At 67.4% G+C, this 24,571-nt stretch carries 22 protein-coding genes; 10 read left to right on the top strand and 12 right to left on the bottom strand.

The window, feature by feature from the left end:
- The first annotated feature begins 76 nt into the window (after positions 1 to 76).
- A complete protein-coding gene (infB, locus tag D3261_RS15285; protein WP_120073835.1) occupies positions 77 to 1,894 on the top strand; it encodes a translation initiation factor IF-2 in 1,818 nt (605 codons plus the stop codon).
- A 55-nt stretch (positions 1,895 to 1,949) separates the two neighbouring features.
- Positions 1,950 to 2,195 (top strand): hypothetical protein, encoded by a 246-nt coding sequence (locus D3261_RS15280; RefSeq protein ID WP_120073833.1) that lies wholly within the window; start codon positions 1,950 to 1,952, stop codon positions 2,193 to 2,195.
- Positions 2,196 to 2,247: 52 nt separating this feature from the next.
- On the opposite strand, the gene D3261_RS15275 is transcribed toward D3261_RS15280, so the two are convergent.
- The 4 genes from D3261_RS15275 to pepF are packed head-to-tail and all read right to left on the bottom strand — an operon-like array spanning position 2,248 to position 6,303.
- The gene (locus D3261_RS15275) at positions 2,248 to 2,634 is read right to left on the bottom strand and encodes a DUF5811 family protein (RefSeq protein ID WP_120073831.1); all 387 of its coding nucleotides are present in this window, start codon (positions 2,632 to 2,634) and stop codon (positions 2,248 to 2,250) included.
- Between the two features lie 46 nt (positions 2,635 to 2,680).
- Positions 2,681 to 3,190: a pyruvoyl-dependent arginine decarboxylase gene (locus tag D3261_RS15270; protein ID WP_120073830.1), complete on the bottom strand. Its 510-nt coding sequence runs from the start codon at positions 3,188 to 3,190 to the stop codon at positions 2,681 to 2,683.
- Between the two features lie 53 nt (positions 3,191 to 3,243).
- Positions 3,244 to 4,461, bottom strand: coding sequence for a proteasome-activating nucleotidase (locus D3261_RS15265; RefSeq protein ID WP_120073828.1), 1,218 nt, complete (start codon positions 4,459 to 4,461; stop codon positions 3,244 to 3,246).
- A 51-nt stretch (positions 4,462 to 4,512) separates the two neighbouring features.
- Positions 4,513 to 6,303, bottom strand: coding sequence for an oligoendopeptidase F (gene pepF, locus D3261_RS15260; protein ID WP_120073826.1), 1,791 nt, complete (start codon positions 6,301 to 6,303; stop codon positions 4,513 to 4,515).
- A gap of 118 nt (positions 6,304 to 6,421) precedes the next feature.
- On the opposite strand from pepF, the gene D3261_RS15255 reads away from it, so the two are divergent.
- The 5 genes from D3261_RS15255 (at position 6,422) to D3261_RS15235 (ending at position 11,642) form a co-directional block, all read left to right on the top strand.
- Positions 6,422 to 6,928: an LUD domain-containing protein gene (locus D3261_RS15255; RefSeq protein WP_120073824.1), complete on the top strand. Its 507-nt coding sequence runs from the start codon at positions 6,422 to 6,424 to the stop codon at positions 6,926 to 6,928.
- The gene (locus tag D3261_RS15250) at positions 6,925 to 9,126 is read left to right on the top strand and encodes an LUD domain-containing protein (RefSeq protein WP_120073822.1); all 2,202 of its coding nucleotides are present in this window, start codon (positions 6,925 to 6,927) and stop codon (positions 9,124 to 9,126) included. The genes D3261_RS15255 and D3261_RS15250 overlap by 4 nt, the downstream gene beginning before the upstream one ends.
- A gap of 75 nt (positions 9,127 to 9,201) precedes the next feature.
- Positions 9,202 to 9,609, top strand: coding sequence for a zinc ribbon domain-containing protein (locus D3261_RS15245; RefSeq protein WP_120073820.1), 408 nt, complete (start codon positions 9,202 to 9,204; stop codon positions 9,607 to 9,609).
- Positions 9,610 to 9,649: 40 nt separating this feature from the next.
- Entirely contained in the window at positions 9,650 to 10,252 is a 603-nt protein-coding gene (locus tag D3261_RS15240) for a TetR/AcrR family transcriptional regulator (RefSeq protein ID WP_120073818.1), read from the top strand.
- 55 nt (positions 10,253 to 10,307) lie between these two features.
- Complete coding sequence (locus D3261_RS15235; protein ID WP_120073816.1) at positions 10,308 to 11,642, top strand: M28 family metallopeptidase; 1,335 nt, start codon at positions 10,308 to 10,310, stop codon at positions 11,640 to 11,642.
- Here D3261_RS15235 and truA read toward each other — a convergent pair.
- Positions 11,639 to 12,442 (bottom strand): tRNA pseudouridine(38-40) synthase TruA, encoded by an 804-nt coding sequence (truA, locus tag D3261_RS15230; RefSeq protein WP_120073814.1) that lies wholly within the window; start codon positions 12,440 to 12,442, stop codon positions 11,639 to 11,641. The two genes, D3261_RS15235 and truA, sit on opposite strands and share 4 nt — an antisense overlap.
- Before the next feature lie 176 nt (positions 12,443 to 12,618).
- Between truA and D3261_RS15225 the strand changes: the two genes are divergently transcribed.
- Positions 12,619 to 13,920 carry an MFS transporter gene (locus tag D3261_RS15225; protein ID WP_120073812.1) on the top strand — a complete coding sequence of 434 codons (1,302 nt, stop codon included), beginning with the start codon at positions 12,619 to 12,621 and terminating at the stop codon, positions 13,918 to 13,920.
- A gap of 24 nt (positions 13,921 to 13,944) precedes the next feature.
- On the opposite strand, the gene hisS is transcribed toward D3261_RS15225, so the two are convergent.
- The 3 genes from hisS to D3261_RS15210 form a co-directional block, all read right to left on the bottom strand.
- Entirely contained in the window at positions 13,945 to 15,252 is a 1,308-nt protein-coding gene (gene hisS / locus D3261_RS15220; protein ID WP_120073811.1) for a histidine--tRNA ligase, read from the bottom strand.
- Between the two features lie 149 nt (positions 15,253 to 15,401).
- The gene (locus D3261_RS15215) at positions 15,402 to 16,544 is read right to left on the bottom strand and encodes a M23 family metallopeptidase (protein ID WP_158589403.1); all 1,143 of its coding nucleotides are present in this window, start codon (positions 16,542 to 16,544) and stop codon (positions 15,402 to 15,404) included.
- 225 nt (positions 16,545 to 16,769) lie between these two features.
- Positions 16,770 to 17,123, bottom strand: coding sequence for a DNA-binding protein (locus tag D3261_RS15210; protein WP_120073807.1), 354 nt, complete (start codon positions 17,121 to 17,123; stop codon positions 16,770 to 16,772).
- A gap of 125 nt (positions 17,124 to 17,248) precedes the next feature.
- Here D3261_RS15210 and D3261_RS15205 point away from each other — a divergent pair, with 125 nt between their 5' ends.
- Positions 17,249 to 17,872: an MBL fold metallo-hydrolase gene (locus D3261_RS15205; RefSeq protein ID WP_120073805.1), complete on the top strand. Its 624-nt coding sequence runs from the start codon at positions 17,249 to 17,251 to the stop codon at positions 17,870 to 17,872.
- A 125-nt stretch (positions 17,873 to 17,997) separates the two neighbouring features.
- The gene (locus D3261_RS15200) at positions 17,998 to 19,275 is read left to right on the top strand and encodes a glycoside hydrolase family 26 protein (RefSeq protein ID WP_120073803.1); all 1,278 of its coding nucleotides are present in this window, start codon (positions 17,998 to 18,000) and stop codon (positions 19,273 to 19,275) included.
- 45 nt (positions 19,276 to 19,320) lie between these two features.
- Here the strand turns inward: D3261_RS15200 and lpdA are convergent, their stop codons facing one another.
- The 4 genes from lpdA to pdhA are packed head-to-tail and all read right to left on the bottom strand — an operon-like array spanning position 19,321 to position 24,438.
- Positions 19,321 to 20,745 (bottom strand): dihydrolipoyl dehydrogenase, encoded by a 1,425-nt coding sequence (gene lpdA / locus D3261_RS15195; protein WP_120073801.1) that lies wholly within the window; start codon positions 20,743 to 20,745, stop codon positions 19,321 to 19,323.
- A gap of 55 nt (positions 20,746 to 20,800) precedes the next feature.
- A complete protein-coding gene (locus D3261_RS15190; protein WP_120073800.1) occupies positions 20,801 to 22,324 on the bottom strand; it encodes a dihydrolipoamide acetyltransferase family protein in 1,524 nt (507 codons plus the stop codon).
- Positions 22,325 to 23,338 (bottom strand): alpha-ketoacid dehydrogenase subunit beta, encoded by a 1,014-nt coding sequence (locus D3261_RS15185; RefSeq protein WP_120073798.1) that lies wholly within the window; start codon positions 23,336 to 23,338, stop codon positions 22,325 to 22,327.
- Positions 23,338 to 24,438, bottom strand: coding sequence for a pyruvate dehydrogenase (acetyl-transferring) E1 component subunit alpha (pdhA, locus tag D3261_RS15180; protein ID WP_120073796.1), 1,101 nt, complete (start codon positions 24,436 to 24,438; stop codon positions 23,338 to 23,340). The genes D3261_RS15185 and pdhA overlap by 1 nt, the downstream gene beginning before the upstream one ends.
- Between the last annotated feature and the right edge of the window lie 133 nt (positions 24,439 to 24,571).

Raw genomic sequence — 24,571 nt, 5'->3', positions numbered from 1 at the left:
CCGTTGGACGGACACGACGACGTGTTTAACTGGCGTGGCCCGTTCCCCTCAACTACGACTTTCTCGGGTGAATGCCATGTCCGAAACACACACCAACGCGGACGCCGCCGGCGACACGGCGGCGTCCCTCCGAACCCCGATCGTCGCGGTCCTCGGCCACGTCGACCACGGCAAAACCACGCTCCTCGACAAGATCCGCGGCTCGGCGGTCACCGACGGCGAGGCGGGCGCGATCACCCAGCACATCGGCGCGACCGCCGTCCCCCTCGAAACCGTCTCCGACCTCGCCGGGAGCCTCGTCGACCCCGACGACTTCGACCTTCCTGGCCTCCTGTTCATCGACACGCCCGGCCACCACTCCTTCTCGACCCTCCGGTCTCGGGGGGGTGCGCTCGCCGACATCGCGATCCTCGTCGTGGACGTCAACGACGGGTTCCAGCCCCAGACCATCGAGGCCCTCGACATCCTCCGCCGGACCGAGACCCCGTTCGTGGTCGCGGCGAACAAGATCGATACCGTGGCTGGTTGGAACCCCCAGCCCGACAGCCCGATCCAGCAGAGCTACGACGCCCAGACCGACCGTGCCCGCTCACGGCTCGACGAGAACCTCTACGAGGTCATCGGCGAGCTCTCGGACCACGACTTCTCGGCGGACATGTACTGGCGCGTCCAGAACTTCGCCAACAACGTCGGCGTCGTGCCGACGAGCGCCGAGACGGGTGAAGGCGTCCCCGACGTTTTGACTGTCCTCATGGGCCTCTCCCAGCGCTACCTCAAGGACGCGATGGCGATCGACGTCGACGGGCCGGGAGCGGGCACGGTGCTCGAAGTCAAGGACCAGAAGGGGTTCGGCACCGCGATCGACGTGGTGCTCTACGACGGTACTGTTCGATCTGACGACACCATCGTCGTGGGTGCGTCGGGCAGCCCGATCGTGACCGACGTCCGGGCGCTGCTCCAGCCCCGACCGCTCGCCGAGATCCGGACCGAGAGCCGGTTCGAGCAGGTCGACGCGGTGAGCGCAGCGGCGGGGCTCAAGATCGCCGCGCCGGAGCTCGACAACGCGATGGCCGGGGCCCCGGTGCGGGTGGTCCGCGACCAGCCCCTCGACGAGGTCGTCGCGGCGGTCGAGGAGGAGCTCGCCGCCATCGGCGTCACCACCCAGGAGGAGGGGGTCGTGGTGAAGGCCGACACCCTCGGAAGCCTCGAAGCCGTCGCCGATGCCCTCGAAGAGGCCGAGATCCCGATCGTTCGGGCGGAGGTCGGCGCGGTCGCGCCGCGCGACGTCACGGTGGCGAGCACCGCCGACGAGGAGAAACACGAGACGGTGCTCGCCTTCTCGGTCGACGTGCTCGACAACGCCGCCGACCAGGCCGAGGAGAGCGGCGTCCGGATCTTCGAGAGCGACGTGATCTATCGTCTCGTCGAGGAGTACGACGAGTTCGTCACCGAACGCGAGCGGAGCCAACAGGACGCCATCCTCGAGAACATCTCGCGACCCGCACGCTTCCAGATCCTCCCCGACCACACCTTCCGGCAGAACGACCCGGCGGTGGTCGGCGTCGAGGTCCTGACCGGGACCATGAAACGCAACGCGCGCGTCGTCGACTTCTCCGGGGCGGAGCCGAAACGCATCGGCGAGGTCAACGGCATCCAGGACCAGGGCGAGGACGTCGACCAGGCCCGCAAGGGTGATCGTGTCAGTGTCGCCATCGACGGCCCCACCGTCGGCCGACAGATCGAGGAGGGCGACGAGCTCTGGGTCGAACTTCCCGAGAAACACGCGAAGGTCCTCGAACAGGAGCTCACGGAGGACATCCCGGCGGACGAAGCCGACGCCCTCCGGATGTACCTCGACAAACACCGTCGGCGCGACCCCTTCTGGGGGAAGTGACGGCTCACACGCAGTAATAATATTTAATTAGCCGGCGTTCGTTGGCCGAGACACGATGACCCGTTCCCCGCTCCCCGCGACCGCGGAATCGGTCGTCGAGACGGTCGACGAGCGCCGCCCGACGGTCGCGCCGGCGGACCTCGTCCTGCTCGCGCTCCCCGCCCTCCTCATCGCGGGGTTCGCCGGCGGCGTGGCCTCCTCACTGGCGGTCCCGACGGGCCTCGCCGCGGGCACGATTCCCGCGCTCGCGACGCTCGGCTACGTGTTGTTCTACGACCCGCCGACCGCGGTTTCGGGCTGAAGTCTCGTCGCTCCGTTCTCCGTTGACGTTTTCGAGCTCCGCAGCCGTCGCGTTATCGCGCGACCGGGACGATGGCGTCCGAGACGGCCTGTTTCACCTGGAGGGCGGCGCTCGCGGCGAGCCCGCGGGCGACCTCGTCGCGGTCGTCGTCGTCGAGCCCCTCGTCGAGGTCGCCGTCGGCCGGGAGACCCGCGCTGACGGGGTGACCGATGGGCGGCTGGACCGCGACGGTGCCCTCGGGGCCGTCGCTCCCGGCGACGATCTGTGCGCCGACGACGTACTCGTCGGGGAGGTACTCCCGGGTGCGGGCGACCACGGTGTCGAGGCCCGCCTGGAGCGTCCGGCGTTGCTCGGGCGAGAGCTCCGGCACGTCGGCGTTCGCGCGCCGTCCGGGGTCGGTGTCGGTCGGTTGTCCCGCGTATGGCGTGTTGCCGGTCATGAGAAGAACGCCCTCCCTATTCGTCACGGCCTCAAAAACCCCCCGACTACAGGATCGGCTCGCTCTCGCCGTAGATCCCCACCACCACCGCGGTGGCGAACGCGTCCGAACGATGCGGGTCGAGGTCCGTCGCGACGTCGGCGGTCACCACGCGCTCGTCGACGAACGACCACTCCCGGAGGTCACGGCCCGCCGACAGCCCCTCGATGACGCGCTCGCGAACCGCTTCGGGGTCCGACCCCGAGGCTTCGTAGAACAGACCCCGCCCCGTCGCGTCGCGCGTCCAGCCCAGCCCCGCGGACGCGCCGACGTGGGTTTCCGGGTCACCGCCGTCGATCTCGGTCGTCGCCCGTGCCTCCACGACGGTGAGGCGGTTCCCCGCCGGTCCGAGGTCGGGCGCGGTGTCGAGCACCTCGATCCGGCTCTCGGCGGGGACCACCGACGAGACCCGAATCAGGTTGTAGTTGTGGACCCCCGCGTCGGCGAGCGCGGCGTCGTAGGCCGCGAGCGCGGTCGGGCCGGTGCCGGTGCCGGGGACGACCCTGATGGTACTCATGCGGGATGGTCGGCGAAGGAGGTCGATGTGGGTTGCGATCTCGGCGGTATCGATCAGTTGAACGCGATCGGTGTGGCCGCCGATTCGTCCTCGGTGACCTTCTCGAAGGCCTCCTCGAAGTCGGCCATCCGGACCTCGGTTCGCTCGTCGCGGATCGCGAACATCCCGGCCTCGGTCGTGAGGCTCTCGATCTCCGCGCCGCTGAACTCCTCGGCCAGCTCGGCGAGCTCCTCGAAGTCCACGTCGTCGGCGAGATTCATCCCGCGGGTGTGGATCGCGAAGATCTGTTCGCGCCCCTCGATGTCGGGTTTGGGGACCTCGATGAGGCGGTCGAACCGCCCAGGACGAAGGATCGCGCGGTCAAGCATGTCGTACCGGTTGGTGGCGGCGATGATCGAGATGTCGCCGCGCTCCTCGAAGCCGTCCATCTCCGAGAGGAGCTGCATCATCGTGCGCTGGACCTCGGCATCGCCGGAGGTCTTCGAGTCCGTCCGCTTGGCGGCGACGGCGTCGATCTCGTCGATGAAGATGACTGCCGGTTCGTGCTCGCTCGCCAGCTCGAAGAGGTCGCGGACGAGGCGTGCGCCCTCGCCGATGAATTTTCTCACTAACTCCGACCCGGCCATCTTGATGAAGGTCGCGTCGGTCTCGTTGGCGACGGCCTTGGCGAGCATCGTCTTGCCCGTGCCGGGCGGGCCGTGGAGCAGGACGCCCGTCGGCGGTTCGATCCCGACGGTATCGAAGCGCTCGGGGTCGATCAGCGGCATCTCGACGGCCTCGCGCACCTCGCGGACCTGGTCGTCGATCCCGCCGATGTCGGCGTACGTAACCGTCGGGCGTTCCTCGACCTCCATCGCCTGTGCGCGGGCGTCGGTCTCGGCCGAGAGGGTGCGCTGGACGCTGAAGGAGTCGTTGACGGCCACCCGGTCGCCGTTGTCGATCTCCTCACGGAGCGCGGGCGCGACGTCGGTGAGCACCTCCTGGTTGTTGCCGTGCTGGCGGACGATCGCGCCGTCGTCGGTGAGCTCCTCGATCGTGGCGACGTAGAGCGAGGAGGTCTTGAGCGCCTCGTTCTCCTCTTGGAGCTGTTCGGCTTCCTCGGCCAGCTCCTCGCGGTTCTCGCGGGCTTCGTCGAGGCGGGCGGCGAGTTCGTCGTGGACCGCCGTCACGTCCTCCAGGTGTTCGGCCAGCGCCGCCACTCGCTCCTCGCCGGTGAGCTCCGGGTCGAGGTTCAGCCGCGGCCGGTCGGGAAGGGAGGGACTGTGTGACATTCGATGTCCATCGTAGGCTCCGGTCGTTAAAAGTGGTTTTGGTCGGGGCGACTACGTCAGGTCCGCGAACTCGTCGAGCGCCTCGTCGTAGGCGCTGAAGGCCGCCTCGATGGGGTCGGCGGTCGTCATGTCGACGCCCGCCCCGCGGAGGAGCTCGATCGGGTAGTCGTGCGAGCCCGACGCGAGGAACTCACGGTAGGGCTCCGCCGCGTCCTCGCCCTCCTCGCGGATGCCCTCGGCGAGCGCGACCGCCGCCGAGATACCAGTCGCGTACTGGTAGACGTAGAACGCCCGGTAGAAGTGGGGGATTCGCATCCACTCGCGTGCGATCCGGTCGTCCACGACGGCGGGCTCGTAGAACTCTTCCTTCAACTCCCCGTAGATCGAATCGAGCCGGTCGGGCGTGAGCGCCTCGCCCGCCTCCGAGAGCTCGTGGGTCTTCAGCTCGAACTCCGCGAACATGGTCTGGCGGGCCAGCGTCGACCGGAACCGTTCGAGGTACTCGTTGAGGACGTGTCGGCGGAAGTTCTCGTCCTCGACCGTCTCCAGAAGGTGGTGGGTCAGCAGCGCCTCGTTCACCGTCGACGCCACTTCCGCGACGAAGATCTCGTAGCTCCCGTAGACGTAGGGCTGGGCCTCGCTCGCGAGTTCGGAGTGCATCGAGTGGCCGAGCTCGTGGGCGAGGGTGTACATCGACCCGATCTCGTCCTGGTAGTTCATCAGGATGTACGGCTGTGAGTCGTAGGTCCCGCCGGAGTACGCGCCCGAACTTTTGCCCTTGTTCTCGTAGACGTCGACCCACCGGGAGTCGAGGCCCTCGACGACTCGTTCCTGGTACTCCTCGCCCAGCGGCGCGAGCGCCTCGACCACGTGGTCTTTGGCCTCCTCGTAGGTGACTTCCGGACTCTCGGAGTCGACCATCGGCATGTAGAGGTCCCACATCCGCAGCTCGTCGACCCCGAGGCTCTCGCGTTTCAGGTCCGCGTGGCGGTGGAGCACGTCGAGGTTGTCATGGACGGTGTCCACGAGGGTGTCGTAGACCTCGATCGGGATGTTCGCGCCGTCGAGCGCCGCCTCGCGTGCGGTGTCGTAGTGGCGCGCGTTCGCGAGCTTGACGTCGGCCTTCACGCTGTTTCGGTGGGCCGTCCCGACCGAGTTCCGTACCGTCTCCCACTCGTCGTAGAACTGCTCGTGGACCTCCCGCCGGAACTCGCGGTCGGGGTTCTTCTGGAGCGTTGTAAAATTGCTCAACGAGATCTCGACCGCGTCGCCGTCGGGGTCTTCGACGGTCGGGAACTCCATGTCGGCGTTCGCGAGCATGTCGTAGACCTCGCTCGCCGCGCCCGTGACCTCCCCGAGGTCGGCCAGCAGCGCCTCGATCTCCGCCGAGCGGGTGTAGGGTTTCATCCGGAGCACGTCGTCGAAGTAGTGGTCGTACTCCGCGAGCTCGGGCACCTCCTCCGCCATCGCGTCGAGCTCCTCCCGGTCGCAGTCCTGGAGTGCGGGTTCGATGAAGCTCGCCGCGCTGGAGGCGTCGGCGGCGAGCGACTGCGAGCGGGCCGTGAGCGCCTGGTACTCCTGGTCCCTCGTGTCCTCGTCGCGGCGCATCCGGGCGTACGAGGCGACGTTCGCGAGCTTCCGGAAGAGCTCCTCGCGGGTTTCGAGCGCCGCGAGCAGGGTCTCGCCGTCCTCCGTCAGGCGGCCCTCGTAGGCTTCGAGGTCGGTGAGGGACTCCTCGACGTCGGCGTAGGCTTCCTCCCAGTCCTCGTCGGTCGCGTAGAGGCTCTCCAGATCCCACGTGTACTCGGTCTCGATCTCGCTGCGTTCGGGAACCGAACTCATGCGTCGAATTCGGTCACGACCGGAAGTAAGCCTTCTCACCTCGGGACCGTCCTCGTCCAGTCATGGGGTTCGGCTCGCGGGGCGACAGTTCTTACCGCCCGAGCCACGATCGTTCGGCATGGCAACGACTGACGTGCAGACGTTCACCACCTCCCTCGCCGACCTCGACGTCTCGGTGAGCCGAACCGACGCCGCGACCGCTCCGGCCGCGATCGACGAGGCGGTCGTCGCTCCCGCGATCGGTGCCGCACTCGACATCGAGGGCGTCTCGCTCGCCGACACCACCGTCGAGACGGAGCTCACTCCCCGAGGGCTCCACGAGGCCGAGACCGGTGTCACCAGAGCCGACCGCGCGGTCGCCGCCTACGGCTCCCTCCTGATCCGCTCGGACGATGGGGGGACCGAACCCCTGAGTCTCTACCCGCCGAACCACGTCGCCGTCCTGCGCGCGAGCGACGTGTGCGACGACATCGAAGCCTCCGTCGACCGCCTCGACGAGATTTTCGGGGACGGGGGCTCGGCGGTCTTCGCCACCGGCGCGAGCTCGACCGGCGACATGGGCGCGCTCGTGGAGGGCGTCCACGGCCCGAAACACGTCCACGTCGTCGTGGTGGAGGACCGATGAGCTCTCAACGCGCTCGCCGCCGGAAGGCCGAGCGGATCCGCGGGCTGATGGCAACCGAGGGGCCCGTCATCAACGAGAACGTCTCGCGGATGAACCGCGACCGCTACGCCGCCGCGGCGCGCTTCGACGAGTACGAGGCTCTCCGTGACGAAGCCCGCGGGATCAAGGAGGACGCCATCGCGGACCTCCCCGCGCTCCTCGACACCCTCCGCGAGAGCGTCGAGGCGAACGGCGGTCACCTCTACCTCGCCGACGACGCCGCCGACGCCAACCAGTACATCACGAGCGTCGCCGAGTCCGAGAACGCCGACTCGCTGGTGAAGAGCAAGTCGATGACAACCGAGGAGATCGAGGTCAACGAGGCGCTCGAAGCGGCAGGAGTGGACGTCTGGGAGACCGACCTCGGGGAGTTCGTGCTCCAGGTCGCCGACGAGTCCCCTTCACACATCATCGGCCCCTCGCTCCACAAGTCCCGCGAGGAGATCGCGACGCTGTTCAACGCGGTCTTCGAGCCCGAGGAACCGCTCGAAACCGCGGACGAACTCACCGAGTTCGCCCGGGACTACCTCGGCGAGCGCATCCGCCACGCCGACATCGGCATGACCGGCGCGAACTTCGTGCTCGCCGACTCGGGCACCATCACGCTGGTCACGAACGAGGGCAACGCCCGCAAGAGCGCCGTCACGCCGAACACCCACATCGCCGTGACGGGCGTCGAGAAGGTCATTCCTGGTGCTACGGAACTCCAGCCGTTCGTCGACCTGATCTCCAAAAGCGCAACGGGGCAGGACATCTCCCAGTACGTCACGATGTTGACACCGCCCGTGGAGATCCCCACGATAGATTTCGACCGGCCCGACGATCCCCTCGGGAGCGGTGACGACGAGCGGGACTTTCATCTCGTTCTGATCGACAACGGCCGGCTCGACATGCGCGACGACGACCAGTTGCGCGAGACGCTCTACTGCATCCGCTGTGGCGCGTGCGCCAACTCCTGTGCCAACTTCCAGCACGTCGGCGGCCACGCCTTCGGCGGCGAGACCTACACGGGGGGCATCGCCACCGGCTGGGAGGCCGGCATCGGTGGCGAGGAGGCCGCGGCGGACTTCAACGATTTGTGTACTGGGTGCTCGCGCTGCGTCAACGCCTGCCCAGTCAAGATCGACATCCCCTGGATCAACACCGTCGTCCGGGACCGGCTGAACGCCGACGCCGCGCCCTCGGAGTTCGAGTTCCTCGTCGAGGGGCTGACCCCCGACGCGGAGGGAACGGTCGACGTCCAGAAGCGGTTCTTCGGGAACTTCGAGACGCTCGCCAAACTCGGAAGCGCGACCGCGCCGCTCTCGAACTGGGTGACCTCGTTTGGACCCGCGCGAACGGCGATGGACCGATTCCTGGGGGTGGCCCCCGAGCGCGACCTGCCGACCTTCCGCCGGCAGACGCTCGTCGACTGGTTCGACTCCCGGCGACCGCGCGCGCCGAACGCCACGGCGAACCGGTCGGTGGTGCTCTATCCCGACGTCTACACCAACTACGTGCTCGTCGAGCGCGGGAAGGCCGCCGTCCGCACCCTCGAAGCCCTCGGCGTGCACGTCGAGCTCTGTCCCCCTGTGGAGACCGGCCGCGCACCGCTCTCCCAGGGGATGATCGCGACCGCCACCGACCACGCCGAGGCGCTGGCCGCGGAGCTCGACCCCTACCTCGACGCCGACTTCGACGTCGTCGCCATCGAGCCCTCGGACCTCGCGATGTTCCGGCGCGAGTACGAGAAGCTCGTGCCCGACGACTCTCCTCGAATTTCGGCGAACAGCTACGACGTCCTCGAATACGTCTACGGGCTGCTCGCCGACGGCGCGAGCGGGGACGCTCTCGCCACGCCCACGACGCCGGTAGCCTACCACAGCCACTGCCAACAGCGCACCCTCGGGCTCGAAACCTACACCGAGGCGGTGCTCGACGAGCTCGGCTTCGACGTCGAGACCTCCGACGTCGAGTGCTGCGGGATGGCGGGGAGCTTCGGCTACAAATCGGAGTACTACGACCTCTCGATGGACGTCGGGAGCGAGCTCGAAGACGCGTTCGAGGACCCGAGTCGCCAGCTCGTCGCCAGCGGCACCTCGTGTACCGAACAGCTCGGGGCGGTGTTCGAGGACGGCGTGGTCCACCCGGTCGAGCTCATCGCACCCGACGGCTCCTGAGAGGCCGACCCGCGAACCCGGGCAACGACCCGGTGAGCGAAAGATTGATTCGTAACTAACTGTTCAGTCAACGTGATGGAAACCCGTTCGAAGAAGCGGCCGTGGCTCGCGGCGGTCCTCGGGGCGGCGGTGCCCGCGCTCGGCCACCTCTACCTCCGGCGCTGGCTCCGCGCGCTCGGCTGGATCGGGCTGACCCTGCTCTCGACCGTGTTCGTCCCGGACGCGACGCTCGACGCGCTGCTGTCGGGTGGTTCGTTCGCCTGGCTCGATGCTTTACCCCTCCTCGTCGTGAGCGCGTTCAGCGTGTTCGACGCCTACCGGATCGCGGTCGTCGACAACTACCTGCTTCAGCTCCGGGCCGGCACCGCCGACGGTCAAATAGCGGTCTGTCCCGAGTGCGGACGGGACGTCGACGACGACCTCGCGTTCTGCCGGTGGTGTGCCGAGCCCCTCGACGAGCCGGGTTCCGGGCCGACCCGGTGAAGGAAAACCCTTTTCGACGCTGAACGGTTATTCAGTAGCCATGGCCGCAGACGGCGACGTGGACCAGCGCTCGGAGACGCAGCGCGCCATCGTGGAGGCGACCTACGCCGCGCTCCAGACGCACGGGTACGCGGACCTCACGATCCAGGCGATCGCCGACGAGTTCGAGAAGAGCAAGTCGCTGCTCTACTACCACTACGACACCAAGGACGAGCTCCTCATCGACGTGCTGAAGGACGGGCTCGACCAGTTCGCGACGAGGAACGCGGTCGACCCGGACGCCACCCCACGCGAACAGATCGAAACGTTCCTCGACCGGTCGCTGCCGGCGACGCTCGACGACGAAACGCGCGCGTTCCGGCTCACCATCTTCGAACTCCGCTCGCAGGCCCCGATAAACGAGGCCTACCGCGAGCAGTTCGCCCGCGCCGACCGGCTGCTCCACGAGACCCTCGTCGAGATCCTCGAACGCGGTATCGAGACCGGCGACTTCCGGGACGTCGACCCGGCGTACACCACCGACCTCCTCCTCTCGCTCACCGAGGGTGGGATGACGCGCCACCTCGTGACGTCGGATACGGCGGAGGTGGCGGCCCGCGACACCCTCGACACCTACGTCGAATCGACCCTCCTCGCGGACTGAGTCCGCCGATTCCCGCGACCGCAACGCACCTCCCGTTCGGGCACGCACGGTCGTCATGGTTTCCGAGGACATCGACGGCGCGCTCGGGGCGGCGTGGCACGACGACTTCCCGTGGGACCTCCTCACCCGCCTCTGTGCGCTCGACGACCGCCTCGGCGGCGGCCCCGGCGAGCGCCGTGCGGCCCGGATCGTCGCGGACGAACTCGACGCGCTCGGGCTCGACCCCCGAATCGAGCCGTTCGGGATGCGCCGCTGGACCCGCGGTCGAACCGGGTTCGCCGTCCACCCGCCCGACGCGAATCGTCGGGAGTTCGAGGCGATCGCGCTCCCGTACTCGCCCGCCGCCGACCGCCGCGCCCCGCTCGTCGACGTGGGCCACGGCACCCCCACCGAGGTCGAGGCGGCCGCCGTCGAGGGGGCGATCGCCGTCGCGAGCACCGACTCGCCGGCGGGCGAGCGCCACACCCACCGAATGGAGAAGTTGGGTCACGCCGCGGCGGCCGGCGCGCGCGGGTTCGTCTTCCACAACCACGTTCGCGGCCAGCTCCCGCCCACCGGTGCGCTCCAGTTCGACCGCGAGGCACCGATCCCCGGCATCGGGGTGAGCCACGAGACCGGCGCGTGGCTCCGGGAGTACGCGGCCGAGGATGCGGAAGCCAGCCTGCGGGTCGACGCGACCACCGACGACGGCGAGAGTCGGAACGTGGTGGCCGAGTTCGGCCCCGAGTCGAGTTCGGAGATCCTCGTGATGGCCCACTACGACGCCCACGATATCGGTCAGGGCGCGCTCGACAACGGCTGTGGCGTCGCGGTCGCGCTCGCCGCGACACGCCTCCTCGCCGACCTCGACCTCGACTCGCGGGTCCGGGTCGCGGCGGTCGGCTGTGAGGAACTCGGCTTGCTCGGGAGCGCGGCGCTCGCCGAGTCGCTCGACCTCGACCGGGTGAAAGCGGTCGTCAACGTCGACGGTGCGGGCCGGTTTCGGGACCTCCGGGCGCTCACCCACACCTCGGAAGCGATGACGGCCGTGGCGGAGCGCGTCGCCGAGGAGAGCGGGCAGCCCATCGCCACGGCCGAGGGACCACACCCCTACAGCGACCACTGGCCGTTTCTCAGGCGTGGGATCCCGGCGCTCCAGCTCCACAGTCGGGCACCGGACGGCGGCGGGGAGTGGGACCGCGGGTTCACCCACACCCGCGCCGACACCCGCGACAAGGTCGACCCTCGAAACCTCCGGACACACGCCATGCTCGCCGCGCTCCTCGTTCGCGACCTCACGACGACCGATCCCCCCTCCATCGACACCGACGCCCTCCGTGCGACGCTCCGCGAGGCGGGGGCCGAACCCGGAATGCGCGCGGCCGAGGTCTGGCCCCCCGACTGGGATTAGCCGATCCGGCCACCGACCTCGCCCGCCGCGCGAGCGGCGGTCGCGGCCGCGACCCGTTTCTCCGCGAAGACCTGACGCGCGCTCGCCGCGGCCGCCTCGTCGACCTCGAAGTCGAGGTCGGGGTACTCGACGTCGGTCAGGACCAGCCCCGTCGCCGGTGCGGGGCCGATGCCCGCCGGCCCGTCGAGCGGGTCGGACGCGAGCACCCGGTCGATCTTCTCGACCGGCGCTGCACCCACCGCCACCGCCCGGACGAGCGCGCCGACCCGCCGGACGAGGTTGCGCGAGAAGCCGCCCGCTCGCACGGTCAGCACCAGGAACTCGCCATCGGGCTCCACCCGCACGTCGAGCGCCCGGACGGTGTTCCGGTCGTCGGTCGTGAGGTTGTGGAAATCGTGTTCGCCGGCGAGCCGGCTGCACGCCTCGCGAGCTCGGCCGACCTCGGCGGCGGGCGCGTGGAGGTGGTAGGTGTAGGTCCGCGCGGCCGCGTCGTGGGTGGCGTGGAAATCAGGCGACACGTCGGCGTGCGCCCACGCCCGAACCGACTCGGGAAGCTCGCTGTTCAGCGCCCGCGGAACGAGCCAATCGGGAACATCGAACGCGACGGTCTGGGCGACCGCCGACACTCGACGGTCGGTGCGGCCCGCGGCGGCGTAGCCCGACGGCTTGTCGGCGGCCGCGTCGAGCACGCCGAGGTCCCGGAGCGCGTCGAACAGTGTCCCCTCGACCGTCGGGACCGTCGGCTGGCGCTGGAAGCCGTGGTAGGGACGGCCGTCGTAGGCCACCCGGAACGCGCGCATAGCGGTGGATCGACGGCGGGGGACTTCGGTGCGTCGACCGCCGGGTTCGAAGCGTTGATAGTCGACCGCCCGGTAGCCTCCGCTGACTATATGGTCCAACCAACGCGTGGAGAACCGAGACCGCCGTCCCGCGGAGACGGGCGGTCGAGACGAGGGCGAGGGGGACCGGGCCCGCAGTGAGTACGATACAGGAATACATCGGCGTCAACCGCGAGGTGCTCGCGCTCGCCATCGCCCGGATGGCCGACTCGGTCGGTAACTCGTTTCTGATCGTCGTCCTCCCGCTCTACGTCTCCAGCGGCATCATCACGGGTGGGACGGGTGGCCTCGGGGTCTCGCTGATCACCGGGATCATCCTCGCGGCCTTCGGCTTCTTCAACAGCGCGCTCCAGCCGTTCGCCGGTCGCATCTCCGACAGACTCGGCAAGCGAAAGGTGTTCGTACTGTTCGGCCTCGCCGTGCTCGGGGTCGCGAACTTCACGTACTCCCTCGTCTCGAGCTACTGGGCGCTGCTCGCCATCCGGGCGGCTCAGGGAGTCGGCGTCGCGTTCACCATCGTGGCCACCATCGCCCTGGTGAACGAACTCGCCGACGACACGAGCCGCGGTGGCAACATGGGGACGTTCAACACCTTCAGACTGCTGGGGTTCGGGGCCGGCCCGATCTTCGCCGGCGCGGTCGTCTCCGGGTTCGGGTCCACCGACGAGATCGCCCACTACGTGGTCGCCGGCTTCGAGATGACCGGTTTCGAGGCCGCCTTCTACATCGCGTCGGCCTCGGCGATCGTCAGCATCGTGCTCGTGATGCTCCTCGTCGAGGACCCCGACATCGACCCCGTGGAGTCGTCCGACGACACCTCGATCGCGATCTTGAACCACGACGGCGACAGCACGCTCGACCCGGTGTTCACCCTCGGGGTCGCCTCGCTGTTCATGGCGATCGGTATCGCGCTGCTCTCCGCCATCGAACCCCAGGTCAACGAGCGGCTCAACCAGGGTGCCCAACTGTTCGGGATCGAGTTCGCGGCGTTCGTGCTGATCCAGGTGTTGGTCCAGGCCCCGATCGGGAGCGCGAGCGACCGCATCGGCCGCAAACCGTTCATCCTCGCCGGACTCGTGATCCTCGTGCCCGCCACCCTCGCCCAGGGGCTCGTGACCGCACCGTGGGAGATGATCGTCGCGCGGGCAGCCCAGGGCCTCGCGGGTGCGGCGGTGTTCGCCCCCGCGCTCGCGCTCGCGGGCGACCTCGCGCGGAAGGGCGCTTCGGGGACCCAGCTCTCGGTCCTCACGATGTCGTTCGGGCTGGGCACCGCGATCGGACCCCTCTCCTCCGGTTTCCTGGTTCGGTTCGGCTACGTCACGCCGTTCGCCTTCGGCGCGGTGCTCGCGGCCGTCGGCCTCGTGTTGGTCTACACCCAGGTCCAGGAGACCGTCGACACCGACCGAACCGCCGCCGGGCAGGCGACGCCACAGGACTGAGTTGCCTCGCTGCTTTTCCCCCGCCTACGCCGCGAAGTCGTCGTAGGTCGGGCGCTCGTGCTCGCCGGGGAACGCCTCCACTGGTACTTCGGTCTGGTCGCCCGATTCCATGTCCTTCACCGTGTACTGTCCCTCCGCGAGGTCCTGCTCGCCGACGATCACCACCGTCTCGGCCTCGATCGAGTCGGCGTACTCCAGTTGTGCCCCGAAGCTCCGACCCGCGACATCGGTCTCGGTGACGTGACCCCGTCCCCGCAGCTCCCGGGTGAGTTCGGCGGCCGTCTCGCGGGTGTCTCCCACTTGCAGGACGTAGTAGTCGGTCGACAACGATTCGTCGGGCCAGACGTCGGCGCGCTGACAGAGCAACGAGAGCGGGGCGAGCCCGAGCGCCACCCCGACGGCGGGGGTGGGTTGCCCGCCGAAGCCCTCGATGAGGTCGTCGTAGCGCCCGCCGCCGAACACCGATCGACCGACCTCGCCCGTCGTGTCGAAACACTCGAAGACGACACCGGTGTAGTAGTCGAGTCCGCGGGCGGTGTCGAGCGAGAGCGTGCAGTACTCGCGCGCGCCGAGGTCGTCGGCGGCCGCGAGCACGGCTTCGAGGTTCGAGACGGCCTCTTCGACCCGCTCGGTCCCAGCGAAGGCCACGAGGTCGGCGAGGTCCTCCTCGTCGGTGTCGAGCAGCGCGTCGAAGTCCTCGGCCTCGTCCGTCGAGAGGCCCGCGTCCCGGAGCAGCCCGAGGTACTCGTTGGCTTCGAGCTTCTCGCGTTTGTCGACCGCGCGGATGGCCGCCTCGGTGTCGACCTCGGGGTCGATCGATTCGAGCAACCCCCCCAGGATGTCGCGGTGGGAGACCCGGAAGTCGAAGTCCTCGCTCGTGAGTCCCAACTCAGTCAGCGCGTCGGCGGCGTAGGCCAGGACCTCGGCGTCGGCCGTCGGCTCCGCGGAGCCGAAGACGTCGACGTTGGTCTGGTAGAACTCCCGGAAGCGGCCCTGTTGGACCTGCTCGTACCGCCAGAAGGGCCGGGTCGAGACCCACTTGATGGGTTTCGAGAGTTCCTGTTGTTTCGCCACCACCATCCGCGCGACGGTCGGCGTGAGTTCGGGTGTCATCGCCACCTCGCGGCCACCACGGTCGGTGAAGGCGTAGAGTTCCTCGACGATGTCGTCGCCGGACTTGTCGGTCCAGAGCTCGGCGCGTTCGAGGGCCGGGGTGGCTATCTCGCGGAAGCCGTACCGCCGTGCGGTGTCTTCGAGGGCGTCGATGGCCGTTCGGCGAGCGGCCATCTCGTCGGGATAGATGTCGCGAAAGCCCTTGATGCCGTCGTACATGTACCCCGGTTAGTGGTATTCGGGTGTTCACGCTTACGGAATGGACGACACTGCCGACGGGCCGGTGATTCGACGCCTCATCGCCGAGAATCGTTTCGACAGGGGTGGTTCACCCGAGGACACGGAGCGCTGACCGCCGGACGCCAGAATCAGTCGAAGCCCACGACGATCTGGTCGAGGGGCAGGGTGCCAACGGACGCCACCGGCGGGTCGAACCGGTCGACGGCCAGCGGTTCCCCATCCGCTTCAGCCTGGTCGAACGCAGCAGTCCCCGGCGTTTTCCCGAGGATAGAGAACGAATCCACCAGGTACGGCAGACCGTTGGAGGCCAGCGACAGCGGCCGGTTCATGACGTGAAAGTGCAGGTGTGGGGCGATACTGTTGCCCGAGTTGCCGACCAGCGCCAGAACGTCTCCCTGCTCGACGCGGTCGCCTTCCACCACACGGATGCTGCCCGGTTGGAAGTGGGCGTACAGGGCGTAGTTCTCGTCGCCGAGGTCGAGGATCACCGCGTTGCCGTCCGCTTCTTCGAGCGTGATCCCCTCCGGGAACGCACCGGGGACGTTCTCCGAGACACCGTCGATCACGGTGACGACCGTCGCGTCGGCGACCGCGACCGCCTCCTCCCCGTATATCGTGTAGCTTTCGAGGTCCTCCCGTGGACCGTTGTAGATACGATCCTCGGCATCGAGTTGCTCGTAGTCGACCGCGTAGCGCTGTGCGAGCCAGATCCGCCCGTTGACCGGCAGCGCCGCCCGGGTGTGACGGACCGCGTCCCCGAACGAATCGGCCGCGATGTAGTTCGACCCCCGCAGCGGCGGCCCGACGGTGACGACCCCGCGCCGGTCGACCGTGACGTCGCCGATGGTCTCGACGAGCTCTCGTTGGCCCGGCGGTGCGGCTTCGACCTGGAGGGATACTCGATGACGCAGCCCGTCGGGAACGTCGGACGGATCGTCGACGGTCACGTGCAAGAACACGAGCGCCGTCATCGACGGCTCCAACGACGCGACGCTCTCCCGCCGCCCCGCGGGTTGGAGACGACCAGCCACCTCGTCGGCATCGAGGACGTGAATCACCGCACTCGTCTCCGTATCGATCACTTCGAGCTGCTCTATCGTTACCGACCCGGTCGTGAAGTTCGTCACTTCGAGTTCGTACGCCAGATAGGTCTGCCCGTCGGACCCGGTGAAGGGGACCGGAGCGTGGCGCACCTCGCCGACTGCTGGGGTGAAGTCCTGGGCGATGTCCACCAGCGCCGCATCCTTCGACGGACTTCGATAGGTTTCCATACCGGAAGCGACGGCACTCGCCAGCGACTTCGACGTTGTCGCGGTAGGTGCCGGGGCGGCGGCCGCCCGTCCTTCGCTACCGGAGCCAACACCAACCCCGAAAAATCCGAGAGCCGAGCCTCTCAGCATGGTTCGACGATTGAGATCCATGACACTACTACGGCTCGCCGATAGATAAAATCATCTAGCGATTCACATAAAATCCCTGTTGGGTCGAACGAGTGGTTACCGTCGTTTGATGTCGAAGCTCTTGCGGTCGGGTTTGAGTTCGGTGAGGAGTTCGCGCATCTGGTCGTCGTCGATCTTGTCGCCGAGTCGGCCGGAGCGCGCGAGCGCGAACACCTGCTGTTCGACCTTCTCGCCGAAGTCGGGTTTCGACATCTTCACCGAGTTGAGCCGCTGGCGCGCCTCGTCGGTGACGTTCTGACGGAGGACGGCCTTCTTCTGGGCCTCGGCCTGTTCCTGCTGGGCCTGTTGGGCCTCCTGCGCTTCCTGGGAGCCGCCGCCCTGTTGTTGTTCCTTCAGCTGTTCGAGCTTCTGTTCGCGGAGTTCCTCGATGTCTTCCTCGGAGCCGCTCATACGCCCCGTTGTGGACGACCGGACAAAAACCCGGCGGACACGGGGACTCGCCGCCTCGTGGCCCGACGCGCGTCCCACGATACCCTCCTCGCTGGGTTTATGCGCTCGTCGCCCCACCGACGACCGTGACCGAGATCCATCCCGACGTCCACGACATCACGGTTCGGGAGGGCAACGGCCGGTTCCGGGTGTTCCTCGTCGACGGTGACACACCGACCCTGTTCGACTGTGGACTCGCCGACACCGTCGACGCGCTCGCCGCGGGCGTCGACGAGGTGGGGATCGAGCCCGAACGCCTCGTCGTCACCCACGGTGACGGCGACCACGTCGGGGGGTTCGACGAAGTGGTCGAGCGCTACGGCGTCGAGACGTTCGTCCCGGCGGAGACCGACCTCGACACCGAACACGACCCCGACCACCGCTACGGCGACGGCGACCGGATCGGGAGCTTCGAGGCGGTCCACGTCCCCGGTCACACCGAGGACAACCACGTCCTGATCGACGAGTCACGCGACGTCGCGGTGATGGGCGATGCGGTCTTCGGTTCGGACGTGCGCGGCCTGCCGGCGGGTTACTTCGTCCTGCCGACCGCGTTCTACTCGACGGACCTGAACGCGGCCGACGAGAACCTCGAACGCTTGCTCGACTACGAGTTCGACGCCGGCCTCGTCTACCACGGCTCCTCGGTCACCGACGGGGCCGCCGAGAAGCTCGACGCGTTCGTGAACTTCGCGAACAAACCCGACTGATTCTAGTCCTACGGGAATGGGGTTATATGACTACGGGTAGATGAGGTCGATGAGTCCGCGTTCTGTAACTGAGATTATAATAAGACGAGTCTTTAAATTGGTCACAACTCACTTCGAATCGTCCAATGGATCGTCGAAAGTTTCTCCGGGATACCAGTCTGGCTGGTGTCCTCGGTCTGAGTGGGTGCTCAACGCCGTTCGACGGGGTTTCCGCGCCAACGCCAGCCAATGGGACAGGATCAAGCGAGACACCAACATCGACACCAACACCTGAATCACCCGAAACACGGTCAGGAACAGCGCTCACGGGAGTCTACTCCGGAGGGCCAGGATCGGACCTCATCTCGAACCTTGATCGCTTCAGTACGTGGCTTTCACAGAAGCCAGCGGTCGCGATGGTATACATCAACGCGTTCATTCCACGGAAGAACAAGAAGGGATTCGTAAAGGGTGCGTTGACCGACATCTGGGAGCGTAATCATGTTCCGCTCATCTCGTGGAAACCCTACTCCGAACGAAAGCAACAGACTCCTGAGGACGTAGAGGCCCGGATCGCAAACGGGAATTACGACGACCACCTCGAAGCGTGGGCGACTCTCCTCAACGACTGGGCCCGTCCACGAGGCGAAAAAACGCGAGGACGACGATTCTACTTCCGACCCGCCTACGAGATGAACGGTGACTGGTTTCCCTGGAGCGCACTAGATTCCAAGGAGATCGCTGCAGACGCTCCCTCGACTCCCAACTCAACTACGGGTCAGAACCCCGCAACTGGTACACCTGACGATTACATTATGATGTGGCGACATATCTACGATGTCTTCTCGGAGACCGGGTTGGATGAGACGAACGTGCAGTGGATCTGGTCGCCGAATGCCGAGGATATCGGCAACATCCGGGCCGAACGGTACTATCCAGGGGACGAGTACGTGGACTGGGTAGGGCTTGACGGTTTCAACTTTGGCGGGAGTCAGCGCTACGAGAACGACTCGACCTCGAACTGGCGCTCCCCGAATCGGGTGTTCGGGTCGATGGTGAAGCGAATACGGGACCTGAATGACAAACCACTGGCATTGATAGAAATGGCCTCGTCTTCAGTTCCCGATTCGGGTGATGGTTACCGGCCTGAAAAGAAGGCCCAGTGGATTCAGGATGCCTTCGAATACGTCGACGAGAACGATATCAAGATGGTCTGCTGGTTCAACGTCAGAAAAACCGGCGCAGACGAGAGCGATTGGATGGTCTTCGGGGGGAAACGAGGGACGTCACGAACCACCATCGAGGGTGAACGATACCGTGTTTACGGGGAATACAAACGAAGCGTCTCCGCTTCGAAACACCTCGCCGCACGAACGGACTACCCACCGCTATTGACCGATGCGGAATTCGCTGGCGAGTTCTAATGCCCCTCGGCGTGACAGCGCTCGTTCGAACGTCGAACCGACCAGTCAGCGATTCAGCGTGTGGATCGCCTTCCCCTGGGCGTTCTCGACGGCCTCCATCACCGTCTCGCCGAGCGTCGGGTGGGTGTGGATCGTGGCGGCCACGTCCTCGAGGGTCGCGCCCATCTCGATCGCGAGGCCGAACTCCGCGATGAGCTCCGAGGCCTCGGGGGCGACGACCTGCGCACCGAGGATGAAGCCCGCGTTGTCGTCGGCGACCACGCGCGTGAACCCGTCGGTGTCGCCGAGCGTGAGCGCACGTCCGCTGGCCTGCATCGGCATCTGCCCGACGACCGGCGAGAAGCCCGCTTCCTCGGCTTCCTCCTCGGTCATCCCCACCGTCCCGATCTCGGGGTCGGTGAACACCGCGGCGGGGACGGCCTGGTAGTCGAGCGCCGAGGGCTCGCCCGCGACGACCTCCGCGGCGACCTCGCCCTCCTTCATGCCCTTGTGCGCGAGCATGGGTTCGCCCGCGACGTCGCCCACGGCGAAGACCGATTCCACATCGGTGCGGGCGCGGTCGTCGGTAGCCAGAAACCCGTCCTCGTCCGTTTCGAGGCCTACCGCGTCGAGGTTCAGGGTGTCCGTGACGGGCGCGCGTCCGACCGCCACCAGCGCCTTCTCCGCGCCGAACTCCGAGACCTCGCCATCCTCGTTCTCCGTGCGGACGGTGATGCCGTCGCCCGACTCCTCCCAGTCGCTCGCGGCCTCGCCGAAGAAGAAGTCGATGCCCAACTCCTCGGCGCGGTTCCTGACGACCTTCGAGACGTCGTCCTCGTAGGGCGGCAGGATGTCGTCGAGCATCTCGACCACAGTCACATCGGTCCCGAGCTTCGCGAAGACGGTGGCGAGCTCCATCCCGATGTAGCCCGCGCCGACGACCACGAGGCTGTCGGGGACCGAGTCGAGCGCGAGCGCGTCGCGCGAGGAGATGACGTGTTCGCCGTCGAACTCGAAGTTCGGGACCTCGACGGGTCGCGAGCCAGTGGCGACGATGGCGTGTTCGAACTCGATGGACTCGGAGCCCTGGCCCTCGCCCCCGTGAGCTACTCGCACCGTGTTCTCGTCGGCGAACTCCGCGCGCCCCTCGACGAGGTTGACGTCGTTGGCCTTACAGAGCTGTTCGACGCCGCCGGTGAGCTGGTCCACCACCTCGTCCTTCCAGTCGACCATCCCCGCGAGGTCCACCGCGGGGTCGGCGTGGATGCCCATCTCCTCGGCCTCGCGCGCGTCGTGGGCCACGTCCGTCGCCGAGATCAGCGCCTTTGAGGGGATGCAGCCGTGGTTCAGGCAGGTCCCGCCGTAGGCGTCCTTCTCGACCAGTGTGGTGTCGATACCGAGCTGGCCCGCGCGGATCGCGGCGACGTATCCCCCAGGACCCGCGCCGATGATCAACAACTCCGTGCCCGTCGTGACGTCTCCAACGACCATGGCCGACCCAGACGCGCTGGCGTGAAAAACAGGGGGGTTGTCCCGCCCGTCCGGTCTACTCCAACAACAGGAGCTGCGGGTTTCCGAGGTACTTCATCACCCGGTTGGTGAACTGCGCGGCGATCGCGCCGTCGATCACCCGGTGGTCGATCGAGAGCGAGAGCGTCATGACGTGTCGTGGGACGATTTCCCCATCGACGACGCGCGGCTTCTCCTTGATCGCGCCGAGCGCGAGGATCGCGACCTCGGGGACGTTGATGATCGGGGTGGCGTACTCGCCGCCGATCGCGCCGACGTTCGTGATCGTGAACGTGCCGCCCTGCATCTCCTCCCGACTGATCGAGCGCTCGCGGGCTTTTCCAACGAGCTCGTTCATCTCGGAGGCGAGTTCGAGCAGGTTCCCGTCGTCCGCGTTCCGCACGACGGGCACCATCAGTCCAGCATCGGTCGCGGTCGCCACACCGATGTTGTAGTAGTGTTTCTCGACGATCTCCTCTGCCTCCTCGTCGAGCATCGCGTTCATCGACGGGAACGCCCGGAGCGCGGCGACGCAGGCTTTCATCACGAACGGCATGTACGACAGGCTGATGCCGCGCTCCTCGGCCTCGGCTTTGAGCTCCGAACGGGTCTCGACGAGTTCGGTCACGTCCACCTCGTCGTGGTGAGTCACGTGCGGCGCGGTGGCCTTCGAGCGCGCCATCTGCTCGCCGATCGTCCGTCGAACCCCGCGGTACGGGACCCGTTCCTCGCCACCCGATTCGGCGAGCGCCGCTCGGTCGGCGTCCTGGGCCGCGCGCTGGGATTCGGCGAACGCCTCGACCGCCGCGGGCGTGACGAACGCCTCGCCGTCGCGTTCCTCGTCGGTCGGGACGCTGTCGATATCGATACCCGACTCCTCGGCGAGCCGGCGGGTCGCGGGCGCGGCGAGGGTTCGCTCGCGGCTCGCGCTCCCGGTCGCCATCGCCGGTTCGGAACCGGTCCCGTCGTCGTTCCCGACCCGCTCGACGGCGGCCTTCGGAGCCGAGTCGTCGGTCGCGGGTTCGTCGGCTACGGGTTCGTCAGCCGCCGGTTCGCCGTCCTCGTTCTCGGCGGCCGCCCGCACGTCCGTATCGCTGACCCGGCCGCCGGGGCCCGACCCGTCGACCGCGCCGATGTCGACGTCGAGTTCGCGCGCCAGTCGTCGAGCGCTCGGGGCGGCGAACACCCGGCCGTTCGAAGCCGAACCGCTTTCGTCGCCGCTCGCTCCGTCGTCCTTCGACTCCACCGCGCCGACCTCGGAGCGGGTCTCGGTCGCGGTGTCGGTTCGCGTCTCCGCCGGCTCCTGACCCTCCGTCTCGTCACCCTCCTCGGCGAACGTGACGATGACCGTGCCGACGGGGACGAGTTCGCCCGCGTCGGCGTGGATCTCTTTCACCGTGCCGTTCACCGGCGAGGGGACCTCGACCACCGCCTTGTCGGTCTCGACCTCGGCGACGGGCTGGTCTTCTTCTACTGTATCGCCGACCTCGACCAGCCAGCCCACGATCTCGCCCTCGGCGACGCCCTCGCCGACGTCGGGGAGTTCGAACTCGCGCACCATCTAGAACTCCGCGGCCTCCCGGATCCCGTCCTCGATCCGCGCCGACTCGGGGAGGTAGTAGTCCTCCAACGCGTAGAGCGGGAACGGCGTGTCGAAGCCCGTGACTCGTTTCACGGGTGCCTCCTGGTACATCAGCGCCTCCTCCTGGATCGTCGCGGTGATCTCGCCCGCGAGGCCTCCCGTTTTGGGAGCCTCGTGGACCACTACTGCCCGTCCCGTCTTCTTGAACGACGCCAGGATCGCCTCGTCGTCGAGCGGCGAAAGGGTTCGCAGGTCGATCACTTCGGCGTCGACACCCTCCTCGGCGAGGTTCTCCGCGGCCTCCATCGTCGGCCGGGTCATCGCGCCCCAGGTGAACACCGAGACGTCGCTCCCCTCGCGCCGGACCGCGGCCTCGCCGAGCGGCAGGGTGTACGAATCGTCCGGGACCGCGCCCCGGAAGGCCCGGTAGATGAGTTTCGGTTCGAGGAAGATCACTGGATCCGGGTCGCGGATCGAGGCGGCGAGCAGGCCCTTCGCGTCGGCGGGCGTGCTCGGCACGACGACTTTCAGCCCCGGCTCGTGGACGAAGAACGCCTCCTTCGACTCGGAGTGGTGTTCGGGCGCGCGGATGCCGCCGCCGTAGGGCGCGCGGATCACCATCGGGCAGTTGAATCGCCCACGCGAGCGGTTTCGGAGCCGACCCGCGTGCGAGACGATCTGGTCGAAGGCGGGGTAGATGAAGCCCATGAACTGGATCTCGGGGACGGGTTTGAGGCCGTAGGCCGCCATCCCGATCGCCGTCCCGACGATCCCCGACTCGGCCAGCGGGGTGTCGATCACGCGGTCGTCACCGAACTCGTCGTGGAGGCCCTGGGTCGCCCGGAACACCCCGCCGTTCTTGCCGACGTCCTCGCCCATCACGAGCACGTCGTCGTCTCTACTCATCTCGCCGTAGAGACCGTCACGGACCGCCTGGACCAGGGTGAGGTTCTGGGTCGATGCGTCGTCGTCGAGCTGTTGTATCGTGCTCATTATTCGAGGAGGTCCGCGTCGCCGTGGTGCTCGCGGAGGCGTTCGAGGTACTGTAATTGCTGTTCGAGACGTTTCGGCATCCCGTCGTAGACGTCGGCGAACATCTCGGCGGGGTCGGGTCGCGCGTGGGCCTCGGCGGCGTCGATCGCCTCGGCCACCGCGTCCTCGATGTCGGTCTCGATCGCGTCGATCCGGTCGTCGTCGAGGATCCCCTCGTTTTCGAGGTAGGCTTCGAGCCGTGGGATCGGGTCCTTTCGCTTCCACTCCTCGACCTCGCCCTCCTCGCGGTAGACCGAGGGATCGTCGGCGGTAGTGTGTGCGCCGAAGCGGTACTGGACCGCCTCGATCATGGTCGGTCGGGGCTCGTCGTCGGGGTCTTTCGCCTTCTCGACGGCGAGTTTCGTGGCCTGATAGACCGCGAGCGGGTCCATCCCGTCGACTTGGATCCCCTCGAACCCGTAGGCGTCGGCCTTCTGGGCCAGCGTTGCGGAGGCGGTCTGGCGTTCTCGTGGGACCGAGATCGCCCACTGGTTGTTGTTACAGAAGAAGATCGTGGGGGTGTCGAACACGCCCGCGAAGTTCATCGCCTCGTGGAAGTCGCCCTCACTGGTCGCGCCGTCGCCGAAGTAACAGAGGAAGGCCTTCTCTTCGCCCTTCAGCTTCGAGGCCCACGACGCGCCGACGGCGTGGGGGAGCTGGCTCGCGATGGGGACTGCGGGGGTGAAGATGTTAGCGTCGTCGTCGCTGTAGCCCACCTCGTGACCCATCCAGTAGAGGAGGGTGCGTTCGAGCGAGAACCCGCGGATCAGCGTCGCGCCGTGTTCGCGATAGCTCGGGAACACCCAGTCGTCGTCGGCGAGCGCGTGCGCGCTCCCGACCTGCGCGCCCTCCTGACCGGACAGCGGCGGATAGGTCCCGATCCGACCCTGGCGCTGGAGGCTGACCGCGCGCTGGTCGAAGTGGCGAACGAGACGCATCTCGCGGTACATCGCCACGAGCTGGTCCTCGTCGAGGTCGGGCACCTGCGCGCCCTCGTGCAGCCCGCCGTCCTCGTCGAGTACTTCGATCCGGTCACCGGGGTCGTGCTGTAACGTACTCACGGACGGGGACACCTCATTGACATGTTCGATCGATCGGTCGCCGCGGTTATATTCTTTTTGTAAAAACCTTCTTGTGGGTGCCATTCTTGCCGACCACCCCAACTAAACCATGTATGTGTCTACTTCACACACC

The sequence above is a fragment of the Halococcus sp. IIIV-5B genome, assembly GCF_003602035.1.
GTDB classification, from domain to species: domain Archaea; phylum Halobacteriota; class Halobacteria; order Halobacteriales; family Halococcaceae; genus Halococcus; species Halococcus salsus.
This window is presented reverse-complemented; position numbering and strand designations above follow the sequence as displayed.

Coding starts and splice junctions, on each gene's coding strand:
- hisS (WP_120073811.1), bottom strand. CDS start 15,252: ATGTACGACGGCATCAAGGGCTTTCGCGACATCTATCCCGACGAGATG.
- D3261_RS15275 (WP_120073831.1), bottom strand. CDS start 2,634: ATGACCGGCAACACGCCATACGCGGGACAACCGACCGACACCGACCCC.
- lpdA (WP_120073801.1), bottom strand. CDS start 20,745: ATGGTCGTTGGAGACGTCACGACGGGCACGGAGTTGTTGATCATCGGC.
- D3261_RS15215 (WP_158589403.1), bottom strand. CDS start 16,544: ATGGAAACCTATCGAAGTCCGTCGAAGGATGCGGCGCTGGTGGACATC.
- D3261_RS15280 (WP_120073833.1), top strand. CDS start 1,950: ATGACCCGTTCCCCGCTCCCCGCGACCGCGGAATCGGTCGTCGAGACG.
- D3261_RS15245 (WP_120073820.1), top strand. CDS start 9,202: ATGGAAACCCGTTCGAAGAAGCGGCCGTGGCTCGCGGCGGTCCTCGGG.
- D3261_RS15235 (WP_120073816.1), top strand. CDS start 10,308: ATGGTTTCCGAGGACATCGACGGCGCGCTCGGGGCGGCGTGGCACGAC.
- D3261_RS15265 (WP_120073828.1), bottom strand. CDS start 4,461: ATGTCACACAGTCCCTCCCTTCCCGACCGGCCGCGGCTGAACCTCGAC.
- D3261_RS15200 (WP_120073803.1), top strand. CDS start 17,998: ATGGATCGTCGAAAGTTTCTCCGGGATACCAGTCTGGCTGGTGTCCTC.
- truA (WP_120073814.1), bottom strand. CDS start 12,442: ATGCGCGCGTTCCGGGTGGCCTACGACGGCCGTCCCTACCACGGCTTC.
- D3261_RS15190 (WP_120073800.1), bottom strand. CDS start 22,324: ATGGTGCGCGAGTTCGAACTCCCCGACGTCGGCGAGGGCGTCGCCGAG.
- D3261_RS15240 (WP_120073818.1), top strand. CDS start 9,650: ATGGCCGCAGACGGCGACGTGGACCAGCGCTCGGAGACGCAGCGCGCC.
- infB (WP_120073835.1), top strand. CDS start 77: ATGTCCGAAACACACACCAACGCGGACGCCGCCGGCGACACGGCGGCG.
- D3261_RS15255 (WP_120073824.1), top strand. CDS start 6,422: ATGGCAACGACTGACGTGCAGACGTTCACCACCTCCCTCGCCGACCTC.
- D3261_RS15270 (WP_120073830.1), bottom strand. CDS start 3,190: ATGAGTACCATCAGGGTCGTCCCCGGCACCGGCACCGGCCCGACCGCG.
- D3261_RS15185 (WP_120073798.1), bottom strand. CDS start 23,338: ATGAGCACGATACAACAGCTCGACGACGACGCATCGACCCAGAACCTC.
- D3261_RS15250 (WP_120073822.1), top strand. CDS start 6,925: ATGAGCTCTCAACGCGCTCGCCGCCGGAAGGCCGAGCGGATCCGCGGG.
- D3261_RS15210 (WP_120073807.1), bottom strand. CDS start 17,123: ATGAGCGGCTCCGAGGAAGACATCGAGGAACTCCGCGAACAGAAGCTC.
- pepF (WP_120073826.1), bottom strand. CDS start 6,303: ATGAGTTCGGTTCCCGAACGCAGCGAGATCGAGACCGAGTACACGTGG.